This is a genomic window from Maribacter sp. (assembly GCA_020629415.1).
Lineage (GTDB): Bacteria > Bacteroidota > Bacteroidia > Flavobacteriales > Flavobacteriaceae > Maribacter > Maribacter huludaoensis.
The window spans coordinates 1-18278 of the sequence record JAHDDL010000018.1; the positions used below are offsets into that span (position 1 = coordinate 1).

The window sequence follows — 18278 nt, forward strand, 5'->3', positions numbered from 1 at the left end:
TTTAAAAGATTGTATATTTGCACCCGGCAAGTCCTACACGACCAGCTCCTGTAGAATCCCCCAGGGTGGGAACGCAGCAAGGGTATACGGTCGTAGCGGTGCGATGTAGGTAGCTTGCCTTTTTTTGTGCCCTAAAGTGAAATTTTATATTTTAGGCTAACACATTCATAACCAATTCTATATAAAGTTTAGCATCGCTTATTTTCTATAAAATGAAAACAAAAGTAGTTCTAATTACAGGGGGGTCTTCGGGTATTGGTAAAGCAATAGGTACATATTTAAAGGAGAAGGGGTATAATGTTTATGGTACAACACGTAGCAAAAGCAAATATCCTTCATTTTCAGAATTTCCACTCTTAGAGATGGATGTAAGAGATGTAACTACTATTAAAAGTTGCATTGCAGAATTGCTTAAAATTGAAGGTAGAATTGACGTTTTAATCAATAATGCAGGAGTAGGCATAACAGGACCTATGGAAGAGACTCCTCATGAAGAAGTCTTAAAAGCGTTTGCCACAAACTTCAACGGGCCATTGAATGTTATGAACACTGTATTGCCAACAATGCGTAGGCAAAAAGAAGGCCTGATCATTAATATTACTTCTATTGCAGGTTACATGGGCTTACCGTATAGAGGAGTATATTCAGCTTCTAAAGGAGCTCTTGAAATTGTAACAGAGAGTTATAGAATGGAAACCAAATCTTTTGGCATTCATCTAACAACATTGGCTCCAGGTGATTTTGCTACCAATATTGCTTCTGGTAGGTACCACACTCCTGTGTACCAAGATTCTGCATATAAAGAAGCTTATGGTAATACTTTGAAAGCTATAGATGCGGATGTTGATAGTGGTGGTGATCCTTCTGATGTTGCTAAAAAAGTTGCAAAGATAATTGAGACAAAAAATCCAAAACCCCATTACAAAGTAGGTTCTTTCATTCAAAAGTTTTCGTTGACACTTAAAAATATACTGCCCGGGCGTTGGTTTGAGAAGTTACTTGAAAGTCATAGTTCTCACTAGTTCTTATATATATTTGAAAAGCCGTCCACAATAACGGAATTGTCTGTTATAATAGCTTTGTTCATAGGATAGAGCACCAATTTTTCAGTCAGTTCTTTAAAGTCGTTGCTATGGTATTGTAATGAAGGATCAACACCTAATGTGCCAATAATTTTTTTCCATTGCTCAAACTCTGTTTTAATATTGATACCAATGAGAACATGGTCTGGTTTCTTCTCTCTTAACAATGCTATTCTTTCAAAGATATTTTTATATTGTCTACTGTTGGTGCCGGACCAAAAATAAAAAAGGACTTTTTTATTGGCGGTAATATCGGTTAGCGTTGTGGTTTCATTTTCAAAAGAAATAACATCTAAGTTAGGAATTATTTTTGTGGGCTGTAAGTTTGCAATACCCTCATATAGATTTTCTATTTCCTCTAAATGCATATTATTTTTAGAAACTTTCTTAAATTCATTCAAGAAAATTTCAGTGTTTTCAGGAGCGTCCTTTTTCTTTAACAGATAGTCAAAAGCAACGTTTCTAAAAAGATTGTCTCGCAATTCTTTCTCAACCACAAGACTATCTATTAAATGTAGTTTATGCTTTTTGTAATGTAGTTGCTTGCTCTCTTGTTTATGTTCGGTATCACAATCATTTAAGCAGCTCATATATGCTAAATTTCCTAAGTGGGCTTTCATGAAATCATAATAGGGTCTAAGGTAAGTTAGGGTGTGGTCACCATAATTAACTTGATTTCTGTAGCCGTAAAAATCTTTAGGTAATTCATGAAAATTTTGTTCTGCAGTTTTTCTTTTATGTCTAAAAGGGTAAATTTCCTTATACCTATTGTACGTATAATCTATACTGCCGTTCAATAACTTTAGCGCTTCATCAGAAAGTTGGCTTTCAGAATTTAATTCTTTTAACTTATTGACTTTTTCCTGTTTTAATAATGTAATTTTATTTAGGAAATCTAAAGGTTCTAATTCATAATATTCAGAATACATTTCAGAATCCTCTTCTTCGGTCGCCAAAAATAATTCTAAAAGAAAATTATTGGTTTCCTCATTACTACCTGAAAAAACAAGGGATTCATCAAAATAAATGGTATTCAGTCTAACCATTAAACTATCGCCCTTTTCCAAATAAACATATTGATGTTCTGGCGCTAGATTAAAATGGTACAATCCGTTTTCAATAGAATTCAGCTTAAACTTAAAGCGGTTTCTATCGTCAAGTTTGGCAGAATCAACTTTAACTCCTCCCTTTAATAAAATAACTTGATCACTTGTAGGGTTTACGATTTCGCCTGCAAATAGTACGGTTTCAGAATCTTTTTTTTGGGAGGAACAACCCACTAATAAGGCTACGCATGTTGATAGTAAAATTCTTATCATATAATATATGGGACTGGTAACAGTCAAAATTAAGAAACCTAATCACCAGATGTTGTTAATAGCTAGTTAAATGTTATGTAGTGCCAACTTAAAAATCTTTTGTGGAATTTGAGGGCAATCTAGGTACGTCAAGCCTATAAATTCAGTATTTTTGCACGGATTTTTAAAATTTTGTTTTTATGTTATCTGTTTCTAATCTTTCTGTTCAATTTGGAAAACGAGTGTTGTTCGATGAAGTAAACGTTGCCTTTACCCAAGGCAATTGTTACGGTATAATTGGTGCCAATGGTGCTGGTAAGTCAACGTTTCTAAAGATTCTTGCAGGGCAATTAGATCCTACTTCCGGCCATGTGCATTTAGAGCCGGGAAAGAGGATGTCGATATTGGAGCAAAATCATAACTCTGCCGATGAATTTACGGTATTGGAAGCTGTGGTCATGGGTAACAAACCACTTTATGAGATCAAGAAAGAGATTGATGCCCTCTATGCTGATTATGATGATAAAAATGCAGATAGAATAGGGGAGTTACAAGTAAAGTTTGAGGAAATGAACGGTTGGAACGCAGATAGTAATGCTGCTGCGTTATTGTCCAACTTAGGTATCAATGCAGATATGCATTTTACTTTAATGTCAGAGTTAGATTCCAAGTTGAAGGTGCGAGTGCTTTTGGCACAAGCATTGTTTGGAAATCCTGATGTATTGATTATGGATGAGCCAACCAATGACCTGGATTATGAAACAATTAGTTGGTTAGAAAATTTCTTGGCAGATTATGAAAATACAGTTATTGTCGTAAGTCATGACCGTCACTTTTTGGATACAGTTTGTACGGATATTGGTGATATTGACTTTGGTAAATTAAATTTATATTCCGGTAATTACACGTTTTGGTATGAAAGTAGTCAATTGGCCGCTCGCCAACGTGCACAACAAAATAAAAAGGCAGAAGAAAAAGCAAAAGAATTACAAGAATTCATTGCTAGATTTAGTGCTAACGTTGCAAAGAGTAAACAAGCTACTTCCCGTAAAAAGATGCTTTCAAAATTAAAAGTGGATGATATTAAGCCTTCTAGTAGAAGATATCCGGCAATAATTTTTGATAGAGAGCGCGAGGCTGGTGACCAAATATTGAATGTAGAAGGACTTTCCGCTTCAACGGAAGAAGGAGAGCTGTTGTTTGATAACGTAAATATTAATTTGGCAAAAGGGGATAAAGTAGCTATTATATCAAGGGATTCTAGAGCTACATCTGCATTCTACGAAATTATAAACGGAAATAAGAAAGCTGATAAAGGTACCTATCAATGGGGTGTTACTACAACCCAATCTTATTTACCTGCGGACAATTCTGATTTCTTTACCAGTAATATAAATTTAGTAGATTGGTTGCGCCAGTACGCTAAAACAGAAGAAGAGCGAGAAGAGGTTTATATACGTGGTTTTTTGGGTAAAATGTTATTTAGCGGAGAAGAAGCGTTGAAAAAATGTACGGTACTTTCCGGTGGTGAAAAAGTACGTTGTATGTTAAGTAGAATGATGTTAATGCGTGCTAATGTATTAATGTTAGATGAACCTACCAACCACTTAGATTTAGAGAGTATTACGGCATTCAACAACTCCCTTAAGAATTTTAAGGGCACCGTTATGTTGACAACACATGATCACGAGTTTGCACAAACCGTAGCGAATAGAATTATAGAATTGACTCCTAAAGGCAACATTGATAGGTATTCTACGTTTGATGAGTATATGTCTGACAAGGCATTAAAAGATCAGCGTAATAAAATGTACGCTGATTAAACATAGAATAGATTAACCCAAATCGATGTTTTATGAAAACCTACAAATATGTGGCCTGCTTTGTGCTGGGTTTAAGTTTCTTCGCTTGCGAAAAATCTTCAGAACAAGTTGAAGATAATATAGCTCCAAACTTACAAGTAGAATACACTGTTTTTTTACAAAATAACAATGTGTTGAACGGAGTTGTTTTAGGGTCTGGTGAAGATGAATTTTCTGTAAAAAGTAGTTTAAGCACTTTTAGCAATTTCCCTTCCAACGCAATTAAGTATAGAACAAAAACTGATATAAGTTACTTTGCTACAACAAATTGTAAAGCAACGTTGCAGTGGTTTAATTCAGAAAATTCAGAATCTACATCTGTAGCTCTTTTTGAAGACATAAATGCTTGTGACATCAATGTACATGCCATGGCACGTTTCAATGAAATTGTGGCTGTAGCATATGAACGGGATTTGTTGGGTAAGGATAAACAGTTTGTGGTTCGTTTAAACTCTTTTGTTGGATCGGTCAACAGTCCAACAGAAATTATCTTGGACAAGAAGCCGGTAGATTTGTTGTTTTCATCAAACAGATTGTTTGTTTTGACGTTAAATGAGTTTGTAACCGAAGAGTATCACCTGTCCGCCATTGATTTGAATACCAATGAGATTTTAATGGAACTTGACTTGGGCTTAGATGCTAAGCGTTTATTTGCCAATAATGTAGGTGAGATAATTGTTAGCTATCCCAAATTACACACTATTATTGATCCTGTGACTTTAGATAAATCATACACTTCATATGGTGATAATACAGAACCTGGGTTTGTTACAACTTCAGATTTCTTTATGGATAATGCAGGAAAAATCTATTTCCAAAAGAATGTTCCAAGTGCAGAAATAACAGAGGTACCCGCTATTTATGACTTTGAAAAAAACAGTACGGTAGTATATCTTTTTGAGAATTTTTTGACAGAAACCGAACTAAACATAAAATATGATATCGCCCAAACAACATCGGTTGCCTATGACGAAGCGAATAATTACGTTCTAATTGGTTATCAGAAAAAAGGTCAAGTCGATAAAGGCGGAATTCTAAGAATAACTCCTGCACCCGATTTCAAATTAATTGATAATATTGATTTGGATGGAGTACCCAATACTATTTTTATAAAATAATTATAGTATTAACTATTAAAATATTTACTGTTCCAGATAGCAGGATTAAAATTTTTCCCCATAGCAAATCCGTAAAAAATAACTACAGAGGCTATACACTTAAACATAAAGAAAAATAAAATCCAAAATTGGGCATTTGAGCTTGATTTTGAAAATAATCCATCTGGTATAAGTATTGTAGTTGCAAAACTTATTAGAAGAACTAAGAAAGCAAGGTTTACTATGCTTTTAAAAGGCCACATTAACAACTTGCGTAATGGGTGAAGGTCATTGCCCCATTGGTGTATTAAATAATAATATCCATTGCCAATAGAAGCAAATAACAATGGGTCGTCTTTATCTTCCAGCTTAAAAAGTTTAGAAGGCGCTATAATTTTAAAAGCTTTAATTTCCAGATCATGCTCTTTTTCCAATCTCTTGATTTTTGATAAAGCTTCAGCCGGTATGGTGCCTTTAAAATATTTGGTATCCAGAAAGCGCAATCTGTAGTCAATGCAAATTTGTTTTATCTCTTCAATATGAAAGATTTTAGAACTTTCTAATAAATCTACATTGAAATTATGATAAATGGTATTGTTAGTCGATGAAATGTTTTGCTCAATTCTGTCAAATTCTTGGTCTAAATTAGAAAGAATGTGATAAACCTCTTTCATCCTTGCCTCATCGGATAGCACCTTGCTATTTCTAACTTTTGAAAGTTTTTGTTCAATATTTGTCTTAGGTAAAAACATGTTCTTTTTTTAGCAATACTCTCAAAATTAATCAATTGGTAATTTTATTAAAATCTTGTTTAACTTAATTAAAAGTTAATAAAATGTTAAAATAATTAATACGTATAATTTGGGTTAGGTGTAAAACACATCTAATTGTATATTAACGGAGAAATCGATCCGTTTATCGATTTTTGAACAGTAGCCCCTAAGAACCAACTATCATGAAAAAATGGACATCCCTCGTGTCCCTGTGTGTCCTATTGCTAGGGCTTTATACCAATGCACAGGACAATGTAATAGAATTTAAACTAGAGAAAATAATTTCTACCATTGTCAATGAACAATCAATTTTGGAACGTACAGCGTCAATTGCAGACCATTCTACTTTGTTAAAAGGGCTGAGAGTTACAAACTTGGATAAAGTATTGGATTACACAGGAGAGTTTACCGTTTTTGCACCATCAAATCTCGCTTTTAATAAACTTTCTAAATCCACTGTGGATAGATTATATAATCCAGAAAATAGGAAGATATTAAAGGAGATACTTTCCTATCATATCATAGCGGATAAATTATCCGCCTCTAAAATATTAAAAGCAATGTGTAGGGGAAACGGGGTGGCAAAATTTACAACTATACAAGGTGAGAAAATTACTGCTACCATGAAGGGTATAGATATAATTCTTACAGATTCTTCAGGAAACGTTGCAACTATTACCAATGCGGATGCGAATCAATCTAACGGCATCATTCACGAGGTAGATGCCGTATTTGTTCCACAAGATAGGTTTTGATCAACGAAGCGTAGCTCCTAAGTTACGCTCGTAAGCGTTCTGTAATTTTGACATAATTTTCTCAATTTGCTTTTCTGTCAATGTACTTTTATCATCTTGTAAAGTAAAACTTACTGCATAAGACTTTTTACCATCCGGTAGGTTTTTGCCTTCATAGACATCAAAAAGGGTCATGTCTTTTAAATACTTGCGTTCTGCACCAAATGCAAGGTCATAAAGCTCTTTGTAAGATGCATTGTTATCTAGCAAAAGTGCAAAATCTCTTTTAACTTCCGGATGCTTTGGAATTTCTATATAGGAAACAGGTGCGGTGTCAATTTGCTTTAAAACCGCATCCCAGTCAAAATCTGCAAAAAGCACATCTTGCTTTATGTCAAAATGCTTTAGAATTGATTTTTTTATCAGCCCAAAAGAAACCAATACTTTTTTCTTGTGTGTAAAAGATAAGCCTTCAGAAAATATTGTTGCATTGGTTGGTGTACTTTTTAAATTGGATAATCCTAATCTAACAAGCACTGACTCTACTATGGATTTTAGTTCAAAAAAGCTTGTGGCAACCTGCTTATTTGTCCAACTAACTGGTATTGAGTCTCCGCTAATTAGGATACTCAAGTATTTTGGTTCAATCCTTTTATCACCTTTTGTAAAATAGGTCTTACCAAATTCAAATAATTTAAGGTTAGGTTTTCTACGATTGATATTGTAGCTGGCAGCCTCCAAAGCAGAAAACAAAGACGTTCTTCTAAGTACTGATAAGTCTCCACTTAAAGGATTGATTATCTCTATGGATTTATGCTCCTCGTTCTCCTTGTTTAAAATTGAGGTGTAGTCCGGGTTCGTTAAGCTGTTGGTCAAAATTTCGTAATACCCCTTTGCTGCCAATGCGTTACCAACAATGTTTTGAACGGTATGGTCTGCTGCAGCTTCGGTTGTAGCGATAGATGCATTTAATTTCTGACCAAATGCTATATTGTTATAACCGTAAACTCTTAAGATTTCTTCAATAACATCTACCTGTCTCTGAACATCTACACGGTAAGAAGGCACTTCAAGACCCATACCTGCCTCGGTTACGTTTTTAACCTTAATATCTAGAGAAGCCAATATTGATTTAATGGTGTCTTGGGGAATTTCCTGTCCTATAAGCTTATTAATTTTTTCAAAAGCCAAGAACACTTCAAAATTAGGGTGTTTTTTAGGGTAAAGGTCATAGACATCAGAGGTTATTTCCCCTCCTGCAATTTCTTTGATTAATAGAGCTGCACGTTTTAAGCTGTATTCAACATTTTCAATATCAATACCTCTTTCAAATCTAAATGAAGCATCGGTATTTAAAGTGTGTCTCTTAGCTGACTTCCTTATGGAAACAGGGTTGAAATACGCACTTTCCAAAAATATAGAAGTGGTTTCCTCGGTTACTCCTGAACCTAATCCCCCAAATATACCCGCTAGACATAAAGGTTTCTCGGCGTCGCAAATCATTAGGTCATCTTCATGTAAAGTTCTTTCTACTCCGTCAAGAGTAGTGAACTTTGTGCCTTTCTCTAATGTTTTTACTATTATTTTATTTCCTTTGATTTTTGCTGCATCAAAAGCGTGTAACGGCTGCCCAAGTTCATGTAAAACGTAGTTCGTAGCATCTACAACATTGTTCTTTGGGGTAAGCCCAATAGCTTTAAGTCTATTCTGTAGCCAAGTAGGTGAAGGCTGTACGATTAAATTGCTTAACGTAATGCCGCAATAGCGTGGCGCCAATTCAGGCTTTAAAACATCTATATCAATTTTAAGCGATCTGTCGTTTATATTAAAATGACTTGTTGAAGGCGTAATCAGTTCTTTGGTAATTTCCTTCTGTTTAAGTCCAGCTTTTAAATCTCTTGCAACACCAAAATGGCTCATGGCATCGGCTCGGTTAGGTGTTAGCCCAATTTCAAAAATCTCGTCTTCTTTAATATCAAATACTTCAGAACAAGGTGTGCCTACCTTTAGGCTTTTTTCTAGTACCATAATACCTTCGTGACTATTACCAAGACCTAATTCGTCTTCTGCGCAAATCATACCAAAGCTTTCCTCTCCTCTAATCTTTCCTTTTTTAATGGTCCATGCTTCACCTTCGGGAGTGTAGAGTGTTGTCCCGATCGTTGCTACCGGAACTTTTTGGCCAGCAGCTACGTTTTTAGCGCCACATACAATTTGTACCGGTGCATCTAAACCTATATCTACCATGGTAACGTTCAACTTGTCCGCATTGCTATGTTTTTCGCAACTTAATACATGACCTACTACAATGCCCTTTAATCCGCCTTTAACAGATTCAAATTTTTCTATGCCTTCAACTTCCAAGCCTAAATCGGTTAAAAGTTCTCCGGTTTTTTGTGATTCCCAATCTATTTGTATGAACTGTTTAAGCCAGTTATATGATATTTTCATTCAAAAAATTTATTGGTAGCAAAGATAAAACAATGCCCTAATACATTCAATAAGCTATATAGTCTTTATTTTAATTTTTAATTCTGCCATTTTAATTGTTTATTAGAAGTTAATTTAAAAATGAACTATGAGAATTGGTGTTGCAGTACTGGCCGTTTTGATGTTATTTATTGGTTGTAAGGAGGATAAGCAAAACGAGGGCTTGTCCGAAGGTCTTTGGGTTGTGGAGTTAGAAATAATGGACAACCAGGTTTTGCCATTTAATCTGAAAGTCAATAAAAATGATAACGGCGATTATGCAATGCAAATTTTTAATGCGGAAGAAGTTATTAATGTAGATGAGATTGAAATAAAAGGAGACTCCATTGTAATGCGTACACCTGTTTTTGAAGGTTATTTAGCAGGTACCTTTACCAAGAATAGCATTGAAGGTAAATTCATTAAAGAAAGTTTGGATAGAATAGTACCATTTAAGGCCGTGCAAAGTAAGGCGGAACGTTTTACTGCCAAGAACGATAATACCAATAAGAATGTCTCTGGTATTTGGGAAACATATTTTAGCCCTAATGTAGAAGAAGAATATGTGGCTAAAGGTATTTTTCTACAGGAGGACAATAGGGTAACGGGTACTTTTAGAACTACTACAGGTGACTACAGGTATTTAGATGGTATACTTGATGGAGATTCATTAAAATTATCGGCTTTTGACGGTGCCCATGCGTTTCTTTTCAATGCAAAGATTACAGATTCTACTATGAACGGTATTTTTTACTCAGGAAATCATTTTAAGGAACCGTTCGTTGCAACCAGAAATGACGGGTTTGAATTGCCTGATCCGGATTTATTGACCTTTCTTAATAAAGGTTATGATAAATTGGCGTTTACATTTCCTGATTTGGAGGGGAAAATGGTTTCTTTAGATGATGAGAAATATAAAGACAAGGTGGTAGTTATACAATTAATGGGAACTTGGTGCCCAAATTGTTTAGACGAAACAAAATTTTTGGTAGAGTATTTGAAAGAGCATAAAGATATAGAAGTAATTGGTTTGGCGTTCGAATCTGCCAAAACAAAAGAATTGGCTATAAAGGGTATAAAAAGATTAAAGGAAAGGGTAGGGGTGACCTATCCAATTTTACTGGCGCAATATGGGACTTATGATAAGCAAAAAGCTCAAGAAAAATTACCGATGCTAAACCATGTGTTGTCTTACCCTACTACAATATTTATTGATAAAAAAGGGAATGTTAGAAAAATTCATACTGGTTTTAACGGTCCTGCCACCGGAGAGAAATATGAGGAATTTAAAACTCATTTCTCTACAATGATTGATGAATTGAGCAATGAATAGGTTATATGATCGTAGATTTTCCCAATCCTATATTTTCATCATTTATATTGAAGCTTCCATCTAGTTCCATGATGTTATCGGCAATGAAATCTCCAACATAATTGGTGCCGTATTTAGAGCTGCCTAAAATATCTGGAGTAACAATTTTTTTGGAAAAAGACTTTAATACAGCGGCAACAACGGCATCGGATTCTTCGTTCATTTTAAAATGCTGTAATAACATCGCCATACTTAAAATGGAAGCAACAGGATTCGCAATATTTTTCCCTGCCGCATTTGGGTAAGAGCCATGTATGGGTTCAAACATTGCATGTTCAAGTCCTACTGATGCAGAAGGTAAAAGACCGATCGAGCCAGCTATTACACTACCTTGGTCGGATAGAATATCACCGAACATATTATCGGTCAAAATTACATCGAACTGTGACGGATTTAAAATCATCTGTACAGCTGCATTATCAATAAATAGGCAATTGAGGGATACATCTGGGTAGCTTTCGGATATGGAACGTACTACACGTCGCCATAAACGAGAAGTTTCTAGCACATTTGCCTTATCTACGAGAGTTACCTTCTTTTTTCTGGAACGTGCAGATTTGAAGGCTAAATGTGCAATTCTGCTTATTTCAGATTCTGTGTAGGTACATGTGTCCGTGGCAGAATTTTTTTCTTCATCAATAGACTTGTCCCCATAGTAAATTCCACCGGCAAGTTCTCTAAAAATAACTAAATCTGTATTTTGGACTTGGGTTTTTGATAATGGTGATTGCTTTACCAATGAAGGAAAAACCTTTACGGGTCTAATATTGGCGAACAGTCCTAATTTCTTACGTAATTTAAGTAGACCTTGTTCAGGCCAAATTTTTGCTTTGGGGTCGTCATCAAATTCCGGTAAGCCTAATGCACCAAATAACGTTGCATCGGTATTCTTACAAAGTTTTAAGGTCTCTTTTGGCAATGGGCTGCCGGTCTGTTTGATCGCAGTTGCGCCTATAAGTCCTTTTTTAAAGGTAAAGCTATGGCCAAAGGTCTCTTCTACGGAGCGTAAGCACTTAATAGATTGTGCAACGACCTCCGGTCCAATTCCATCTCCTTCTAAAACAGCAATGTCTAAATGCATAATTAGCTAATACTTTGTAAATCTATATTTGAAGTTTCAATAATTTGATGAATGTCATCATCTTTAATTTCTTTTCTAGTGTCGGCGTATTTCAAGAATTCTTGGTATACATCGTCTAGTTGCGTTTTTGTTAATTCGTAACCTACTATTTTGGCTCTATAGGCCAAAGCGGCCCTACCACTTCTGGCAGTCAATACAATAGAAGATTCTGTAACGCCAACGTCTGCGGGATCAATTATTTCATAAGTTTCTCTATTCTTGATAACACCATCCTGGTGAATGCCAGAGCTATGTGCAAAAGCATTCGCGCCTACAATAGCTTTGTTGGGTTGTACCATCATACCCATTTTGCGAGAAACCATTAAACTGGTGTCATACAATAATTGGCTGTTTATGGTCGTGTCTAGATTTAGGTTAGGGTGCTGGCGCATGATCATGACCACCTCTTCTAAGGAAGTGTTGCCCGCACGTTCGCCAATACCATTAATGGTACATTCAATTTGTCTTGCTCCGTTTATAACACCTGCAATAGAGTTTGCGGTTGCCAAACCTAGGTCGTTATGGCAATGGCAAGAAAGAATAGCTTTATCTATTCCTTTTACGTTTTCACGTAAGTATTTAATTTTAGCGCCATATTCATCTGGTAAGCAATAACCGGTAGTGTCTGGAATGTTAAGAACGGTAGCGCCGGCTTTAATTACGGCCTCACAAACACGTGCCAAAAACTCGTTATCCGTACGGCCGGCATCTTCGGCATAAAATTCAACATCTTCAACAAATGTCTTTGCATAGCTGACCGCAGAAACTGCACGTTCTATAATAGCATCTCTGTTAGAATTGAACTTAAATTTTATATGAGAATCAGATGTACCTATACCTGTATGAATTCTTGGTGTTTTAGCATGTTTTAAAGCTTGGGCCGCAACTTCAATGTCATTTTTGACAGCACGCGTCAAACCACATACCGTGGCATTTTTTACGAGCTTGGCTATAGCTTCAACAGATTGAAAGTCACCAGGGCTAGATACGGGAAAACCAGCTTCAATTATGTTAACCCCCAATACATCTAGGCGTTCTGCAATGACCAGTTTCTGTTCACGGTCTAATTTACAGCCCGGTACTTGCTCCCCGTCTCTTAATGTAGTGTCAAATATTTGAACGATATCTTTACTCATATTATTTACGTAGTTTTACTCGTCAAACGAATATATAACCTAAAACATAATGCTTATAAAAAATGTAAACTTGTTTACAACGTTAAGCTAGTTTTTTAGGTGTATAAAACATTGAATTTCAATTATTTAAACTCATTTTTTTACGATGACAAATGCGCATAAAGATGCTTTGTTCGTTTTAGTTAAATCACTTTCTAAATCTGAGAAACGTCAATTTAAGCTTTACGTTGGCAGATTAGGGGTGAATACCGATGCCAAATTTTTGGCATTGTTCAATTTATTGGATAAAATTAAGCAGTATGATGAAAAAATAATTTTACAAAGTGGAATCGTCAAGAAAGCACAGCTATCTAATTTAAAGGCTCACCTGTATAAGCAGATTTTGGTAAGTTTAAGATTGAATCCGGTCAATCAGAACATAAGGGTTCAAATTCGTGAGCAGTTAGATTTTGCTACTATCTTATATCAAAAAGGACTTTACAAGCAGAGTTTAAAAATTTTAGATAAGGTAAAGGGTGTTGCCATTGAGAACGAAGAGAAGAACATAGCGTACGAAATAGTAGAGTTAGAAAAAATTATTGAAACTCAGTACATTACTCGTAGTATACCTGACCGCGCAAATGAACTTGCCATACAGGCCAAAGAATTGTCCGGTCATAATGTAATGACCAGTAAGCTGTCAAATCTGTCTTTACAGCTTTATGGTATGATGCTCAAAGTTGGTTATGCCCGTAGCGATGAAGATTATCAAAAGGTGAAAACGTACTTTAACGACCATTTGCCTCTATATAATTTAGAGGATTTGGGTTTTAGGGAAAAATTGTGGCTGTATAAGGCTCATTTATGGTATAGTTTTTTGACCCAAGATTTTTTATCGTGTTTTAAATATGCAAGTAAATGGGTAGATCTTTTCTACGATAATAAAGACATGATTTATTTAAACCCTGTATTCTTTTTGAAAGGGAATCATTATTTATTGGAATCACTTTTTTATGTGCAATATAGTTCTCAATTTAAAGAAGTTTTAGAGCGTTTAGAAAATACGATCAAGGAAAAGGAGTTTCCTGATAACGACAATATCAACTCACTGGTATTCATGTATTTAAATGCGAATAAATTAAACTTGCATTTTCTTGAAGGCACCTTTGAAAAAGGGTTGTATCTGGTTAAAATTATTGAATACGGTATAAACAAACATCGTGATAGAATAGATGTGCACCATGTAATGGTACTGTACTATAAAATTGCCTGTCTATATTTTGGTATTGGAGATAATAAAACTTGTATTCAATATTTAAAAAAGATAATTGAAAATAAAAATTTAAAAATGCGTGAGGACCTTATGTGTTTTGCACGTGTTTTAAGTTTGGTTGCCCATTATGAAGCTGGTATGGATTATCATTTAGAAGTACAATTAAAAAGTACATATAAGTTTCTTTTAAAAATGGATGATATGCATGCCGTACAAAAGGAAATGATCAAGTTTCTTAGGAGTTTGGGGGGTATTTACCCTAATCAGTTAAAGGCAGAATTTCAAAAACTGTACAACGAACTTAAAAAGTACGAGGATCATCCGTATGAAAAGAGGGCTTTTCTGTATTTGGATATTTTATCGTGGTTAGAGAGTCACTTACAGAACAAACCTGTTTCTCAAATAATGAGAGAAAAAGCGTTGGCAAAATCCCGTTAAGTAAAATTCATGCAGAAGAAAAGCAACCATGTAAAACATTTGCTTGAAATTAACCTGGCAATGCTATTTGTAGCTACTTCAGGTGCTTTAGGGCGTTATGTTCAGTTACCGGTACCAGTTGCAATTGGTGCTAGGGCGGTTATAGCTTTTTTTGCTTTAGTGCTGTATTGTAAATGGAAAGGCTTCAACTTAAAAATCGATAAAAAGGACGCACTTGTAATTTTTTTAAGCGGATTATTGATGGGCGCGCATTGGGTAACCTATTTTTATTCGTTAAAATTATCTAACGTAGCAATTGGTATGCTTTCCGTTTTCACATATCCTGTAATTACTTCATTTTTAGAGCCAATTCTTCTTAAAACCAAATTTCAATTGATGCATTTGCTTCTTGCTTTTTTGGTGCTGACCGGAATGTATTTTCTGAGTCCTACACTAGATTTTGAAAATTCGTATACCATTGCCATTGCATTTGGGGTTTTTTCTGCATTGGCATATGCATTAAGAAACATTATATTAAAGCAAAAAGTTTCTAAATATAATGGAACTGTGCTAATGACATATCAAACAGCAATTGTAGGTGTTATTTTATTTCCTTTTCTATTAACCGTTTCAACAGATGCAATAGTAAATCAATGGGAGGTTTTGGTAGCATTAGCAGTGTTGACCACGGCAATTGGCCATACCATGTTTTTAATGACATTTAAACATTTTAATATTACAACAGTTAGCATTTTAAGCAGTGTACAGCCCGTGTATGGTATTTTAATTGCAGTTGTTTTTTTGTCTGAAATACCTAAGGGTACAACAATTTTAGGAGGTATACTGATTTTAAGTTCTGTTGTAATAGAAAGTATTCGCTCAAAAAAGAAGACTTAGAGATATGTTTTAATTTTGAGAATTGATGCCAGGTGTACTTGCTCCGAACTGATTAATGATGTTGTCTCCAAATTTGGTAAACTGTTCGTTTTTTGCCATTTCCCTAACTTTTACCGGATCAAAGTCTCCGTTGAAATATAGAAATGAACCTGTTTGGCTATCGTTGTTATAGATAAGAATTTCTTTAACCAGGTTCTTTTTCTCTCTGATCGAGACAACGTTACGCTTTAGATTGTCATTTTTTCTAAAAACTTCTATAAAAGAATTGCCGGTAATGCCGTTCATCTGCTGATTTAAAAATTGTGTTTTGCTAGAAGTTGCACTCGGAAATTGCATATATCTTAAATCCTTGGCATTGCCGACCATAGCTTTCATTTCAGGCGAAATTTCGCTGATCATTGAAAGCATAAACTGTGGTACGCGTATAGCGGTTACCTGATTGTCATTTTTATGGGCATCGTAAAAAGAGTCAATAGAATTATAACTGCCGCATGAAGTTATACTTACAAATAAAATAAAGGTGAATATTTTCTTTAACATGGTTATAGTGTTTAAGTTAAAAGTAAGAAAATTAAAGACATGCATTCCAAATAGGGTCAATAGGAGGAGGGGCTATAATTTCTAAAGGTTCTTTTTTTACCGGATGCATCAACTTTAATTTTCTAGCATGTAGATGTATGCTTCCATCGGCATTGCTTCTGCTGAAACCGTATTTTAAATCTCCTTTTATAGGGCTTCCTATTGCGGTAAGTTGAGAGCGTATTTGATGATGACGACCGGTTTCCAAGTCTACTTCAAGAAGAAAATAGCGATCAAGTTTTTTTAATATTCTATAGCTTAAAATAGCTTTTTTACTATCCGGAACCTCTTTAATGTTAGCGTAAGATTTATTTTGTTTGTTGTTTCGCCTCAACCAATGAACCAGTCTTTTCTGGGGTTCGGTAGGACTGTCCTTTACAATTGCCCAATATGTTTTTTTGGCATCTTTTTCCGCGAACATTTTGTTTAGCCTAGGCAATGCCTTAGAAGTTTTTGCAAACACTACAATGCCCGATGTAGGTCTATCTAAACGATGCACTACGCCTAAATAAACATTTCCTGGTTTATTGTACTTCTTTTTAAGAAAAGCCTTAACGGTGTCGCTTAAAGGTTTATCCCCGGTTTTATCACCTTGTACAATATCTCCAGGCCGTTTATTGATTACGATCAAGTGGTTGTCTTCAAACAGAACTTGAAGATTATCTACGGTAGAATGTTGTTTTTTTGACAAATTTCAGACGTATCTCATTAACTTTTCAACAGTATAAATTTGCAATATCCTTAAGGTGTTTGGATAGTGGATCTTGTTTAATATTGCTCTTCGTCATTAGGGAAATCTTGACTTTTTACGTCACTGACATAATTTGATATTGCCTTCCCCATTTCCTCGTAAAGGTTCATGTATCTACGTAAAAATCTAGGGTTAAATTCGTGGGTCATACCTAATAGGTCATGCACCACTAAAACTTGACCGTCAGCATGTTTTCCTCCGCCAATTCCAATAGTAGGAATGGTCAAACTTTCAGAAACCTTTTTTGTGAGTTGAGCAGGTATTTTCTCTAATACCAAACCAAAACATCCTAACTTTTCTAATAATTTTGCATCCTCCATCAGTTTTTCCGCTTCTTCCTCTTCTTTTGCACGAACTGTATAGGTTCCAAATTTGTAAATAGACTGTGGCGTTAGGCCTAAATGTCCCATTACCGGTATTCCTGCTGCTAGAATTCTCTTTACGGATTCTTTAATTTCGGCACCACCTTCTAATTTTACAGCGTGGGCTCCACTTTCCTTCATAATTCTAATTGCAGAACGTAAAGCTTCTTTTGGATCACTTTGGTAACTACCAAAAGGTAAATCTACAACTACCAAAGCTCTGTCTATAGCTCTAATGACCGATGATGCATGGTAAATCATTTGGTCTAAGGTAATGGGTAGGGTTGTTTCATGACCGGCCATTACATTACTGGCAGAATCGCCAACTAAAATAACATCTACCTTGGCATCGTCCACAATTTTGGCCATGGAATAGTCATATGCAGTAAGCATAGAGATCTTTTCTCCATTCTTCTTCATATCTACAAGTGATTTCACCGTTACTCTTTTATATTCTTTTTTGGCTACAGACATATTTTTATATTGATTAAGAGCCATAAAAGTAAGGAGTTTTAACGAGATCTAAATAGAATCCATTGGAAAGTGTTGGTGCTAAATTTGATTATTTTTACCGCAAGTAACTTTTTATAAGAATCCATGAAATATTTTGCTTTCCTTTTACCATTCTTGTTTATCAACCTAATTAAGGCACAAGCAGATGAAGAGGTAAAGGTCAAATACGCGGTTGAAACTTTTTTTTACGCATTAAATGGTAAAAATGAACATGCAATGAAACGTGTAGTCAAATCTGATATTTTAATGCAGACCGTAGTTACCTTAAATGAATCAGGTAAAATGGATTACCGAAAAAACGGTATTCAGGATTTAATATATTTCATGTCTTCCACACCGGATTCAATACCTTTTCACGAAAAAATATTGGATTATAAATTGCAAATAGACGGGGGTATTGCCCACGTCTGGGCCCCATACGAATTTTGGTATAATGGTGAGTTCAGTCACTGCGGTGTTAATTCTTTTCAGTTAATGAAAGAAAAAGATGCATGGAAAATCATCCACTTGCTAGATTCTAGGAGAAGAGAAGACTGTAAACCAATATCCGATCAACATTAAAAA

The 18278-nt window shown here is 35.2% G+C and carries 16 protein-coding genes and 1 other RNA gene; 9 read left to right on the plus strand and 8 right to left on the minus strand.

The genetic code is table 11. The features are described from left to right. Positions 1-24 precede the first annotated feature (24 nt). Positions 25-123, plus strand: an RNA gene (gene ffs, locus QZ657_RS08930) — signal recognition particle sRNA small type. Positions 124-212: 89 nt separating this feature from the next. Further along, entirely contained in the window at positions 213-1022 is an 810-nt protein-coding gene (locus QZ657_RS08935) for an SDR family oxidoreductase (protein WP_291960256.1), read from the plus strand. On the opposite strand, the gene QZ657_RS08940 is transcribed toward QZ657_RS08935, so the two are convergent. Then, positions 1019-2401: a transaldolase gene (locus QZ657_RS08940; RefSeq protein ID WP_291966364.1), complete on the minus strand. Its 1383-nt coding sequence runs from the start codon at positions 2399-2401 to the stop codon at positions 1019-1021. The genes QZ657_RS08935 and QZ657_RS08940 overlap by 4 nt on opposite strands. Positions 2402-2580: 179 nt before the next feature. Here QZ657_RS08940 and QZ657_RS08945 point away from each other — a divergent pair, with 179 nt between their 5' ends. After that, entirely contained in the window at positions 2581-4203 is a 1623-nt protein-coding gene (locus QZ657_RS08945; protein WP_276472344.1) for an ABC-F family ATP-binding cassette domain-containing protein, read from the plus strand. A 32-nt stretch (positions 4204-4235) separates the two neighbouring features. Further along, positions 4236-5360 (plus strand): hypothetical protein, encoded by a 1125-nt coding sequence (locus QZ657_RS08950; RefSeq protein ID WP_291966366.1) that lies wholly within the window; start codon positions 4236-4238, stop codon positions 5358-5360. An 8-nt stretch (positions 5361-5368) separates the two neighbouring features. Here QZ657_RS08950 and QZ657_RS08955 read toward each other — a convergent pair whose 3' ends face one another. After that, a complete protein-coding gene (locus QZ657_RS08955; protein WP_291966368.1) occupies positions 5369-6091 on the minus strand; it encodes a hypothetical protein in 723 nt (240 codons plus the stop codon). Between the two features lie 203 nt (positions 6092-6294). On the opposite strand from QZ657_RS08955, the gene QZ657_RS08960 reads away from it, so the two are divergent. Then, positions 6295-6867 carry a fasciclin domain-containing protein gene (locus QZ657_RS08960; RefSeq protein WP_291966370.1) on the plus strand — a complete coding sequence of 191 codons (573 nt, stop codon included), beginning with the start codon at positions 6295-6297 and terminating at the stop codon, positions 6865-6867. Here the strand turns inward: QZ657_RS08960 and pheT are convergent, their stop codons facing one another. Next, a complete protein-coding gene (pheT, locus tag QZ657_RS08965; protein WP_291966372.1) occupies positions 6868-9297 on the minus strand; it encodes a phenylalanine--tRNA ligase subunit beta in 2430 nt (809 codons plus the stop codon). It lies immediately after the preceding gene. Between the two features lie 127 nt (positions 9298-9424). On the opposite strand from pheT, the gene QZ657_RS08970 reads away from it, so the two are divergent. Then, a complete protein-coding gene (locus QZ657_RS08970) occupies positions 9425-10648 on the plus strand; it encodes a TlpA family protein disulfide reductase (protein ID WP_291966373.1) in 1224 nt (407 codons plus the stop codon). Between the two features lies 1 nt (position 10649). On the opposite strand, the gene leuB is transcribed toward QZ657_RS08970, so the two are convergent. Together leuB and QZ657_RS08980 are read right to left on the minus strand one after the other, a co-directional pair. Next, positions 10650-11768, minus strand: a complete 1119-nt coding sequence (leuB, locus tag QZ657_RS08975; RefSeq protein WP_276472350.1) for a 3-isopropylmalate dehydrogenase — start codon at positions 11766-11768, stop codon at positions 10650-10652. A gap of 2 nt (positions 11769-11770) precedes the next feature. Continuing rightward, positions 11771-12943, minus strand: a complete 1173-nt coding sequence (locus QZ657_RS08980; RefSeq protein ID WP_276472351.1) for a 2-isopropylmalate synthase — start codon at positions 12941-12943, stop codon at positions 11771-11773. Positions 12944-13088: 145 nt separating this feature from the next. Here QZ657_RS08980 and QZ657_RS08985 point away from each other — a divergent pair, with 145 nt between their 5' ends. Both QZ657_RS08985 and QZ657_RS08990 read left to right on the plus strand, forming a co-directional pair. Further along, positions 13089-14633: a hypothetical protein gene (locus tag QZ657_RS08985; protein WP_276472352.1), complete on the plus strand. Its 1545-nt coding sequence runs from the start codon at positions 13089-13091 to the stop codon at positions 14631-14633. Positions 14634-14642: 9 nt separating this feature from the next. Continuing rightward, a complete protein-coding gene (locus tag QZ657_RS08990; protein WP_291966375.1) occupies positions 14643-15509 on the plus strand; it encodes a DMT family transporter in 867 nt (288 codons plus the stop codon). A gap of 9 nt (positions 15510-15518) precedes the next feature. Here the strand turns inward: QZ657_RS08990 and QZ657_RS08995 are convergent, their stop codons facing one another. The 3 genes from QZ657_RS08995 to panB all read right to left on the minus strand — a co-directional run bounded on the left by QZ657_RS08995 (position 15519) and on the right by panB (position 17675). After that, positions 15519-16049: a DUF4252 domain-containing protein gene (locus tag QZ657_RS08995; RefSeq protein WP_276472354.1), complete on the minus strand. Its 531-nt coding sequence runs from the start codon at positions 16047-16049 to the stop codon at positions 15519-15521. 31 nt (positions 16050-16080) lie between these two features. Continuing rightward, the gene (locus QZ657_RS09000; protein ID WP_291966377.1) at positions 16081-16779 is read right to left on the minus strand and encodes an RluA family pseudouridine synthase; all 699 of its coding nucleotides are present in this window, start codon (positions 16777-16779) and stop codon (positions 16081-16083) included. Between the two features lie 77 nt (positions 16780-16856). Continuing rightward, positions 16857-17675 carry a 3-methyl-2-oxobutanoate hydroxymethyltransferase gene (gene panB, locus QZ657_RS09005; RefSeq protein WP_291966450.1) on the minus strand — a complete coding sequence of 273 codons (819 nt, stop codon included), beginning with the start codon at positions 17673-17675 and terminating at the stop codon, positions 16857-16859. A 123-nt stretch (positions 17676-17798) separates the two neighbouring features. Between panB and QZ657_RS09010 the strand changes: the two genes are divergently transcribed. After that, positions 17799-18275 (plus strand): nuclear transport factor 2 family protein, encoded by a 477-nt coding sequence (locus tag QZ657_RS09010; RefSeq protein WP_291960285.1) that lies wholly within the window; start codon positions 17799-17801, stop codon positions 18273-18275. Positions 18276-18278 lie beyond the last annotated feature (3 nt).

Bases quoted from the DNA above. Each gene is read 5' to 3' on its own strand.
- QZ657_RS08935 (WP_291960256.1), top strand. From the start codon at position 213: ATGAAAACAAAAGTAGTTCTAATTACAGGGGGGTCTTCGGGTATTGGT.
- QZ657_RS08940 (WP_291966364.1), bottom strand. From the start codon at position 2,401: ATGATAAGAATTTTACTATCAACATGCGTAGCCTTATTAGTGGGTTGT.
- QZ657_RS08945 (WP_276472344.1), top strand. From the start codon at position 2,581: ATGTTATCTGTTTCTAATCTTTCTGTTCAATTTGGAAAACGAGTGTTG.
- QZ657_RS08950 (WP_291966366.1), top strand. From the start codon at position 4,236: ATGAAAACCTACAAATATGTGGCCTGCTTTGTGCTGGGTTTAAGTTTC.
- QZ657_RS08955 (WP_291966368.1), bottom strand. From the start codon at position 6,091: ATGTTTTTACCTAAGACAAATATTGAACAAAAACTTTCAAAAGTTAGA.
- QZ657_RS08960 (WP_291966370.1), top strand. From the start codon at position 6,295: ATGAAAAAATGGACATCCCTCGTGTCCCTGTGTGTCCTATTGCTAGGG.
- pheT (WP_291966372.1), bottom strand. From the start codon at position 9,297: ATGAAAATATCATATAACTGGCTTAAACAGTTCATACAAATAGATTGG.
- QZ657_RS08970 (WP_291966373.1), top strand. From the start codon at position 9,425: ATGAGAATTGGTGTTGCAGTACTGGCCGTTTTGATGTTATTTATTGGT.
- leuB (WP_276472350.1), bottom strand. From the start codon at position 11,768: ATGCATTTAGACATTGCTGTTTTAGAAGGAGATGGAATTGGACCGGAG.
- QZ657_RS08980 (WP_276472351.1), bottom strand. From the start codon at position 12,943: ATGAGTAAAGATATCGTTCAAATATTTGACACTACATTAAGAGACGGG.
- QZ657_RS08985 (WP_276472352.1), top strand. From the start codon at position 13,089: ATGACAAATGCGCATAAAGATGCTTTGTTCGTTTTAGTTAAATCACTT.
- QZ657_RS08990 (WP_291966375.1), top strand. From the start codon at position 14,643: ATGCAGAAGAAAAGCAACCATGTAAAACATTTGCTTGAAATTAACCTG.
- QZ657_RS08995 (WP_276472354.1), bottom strand. From the start codon at position 16,049: ATGTTAAAGAAAATATTCACCTTTATTTTATTTGTAAGTATAACTTCA.
- panB (WP_291966450.1), bottom strand. From the start codon at position 17,675: ATGTCTGTAGCCAAAAAAGAATATAAAAGAGTAACGGTGAAATCACTT.
- QZ657_RS09010 (WP_291960285.1), top strand. From the start codon at position 17,799: ATGAAATATTTTGCTTTCCTTTTACCATTCTTGTTTATCAACCTAATT.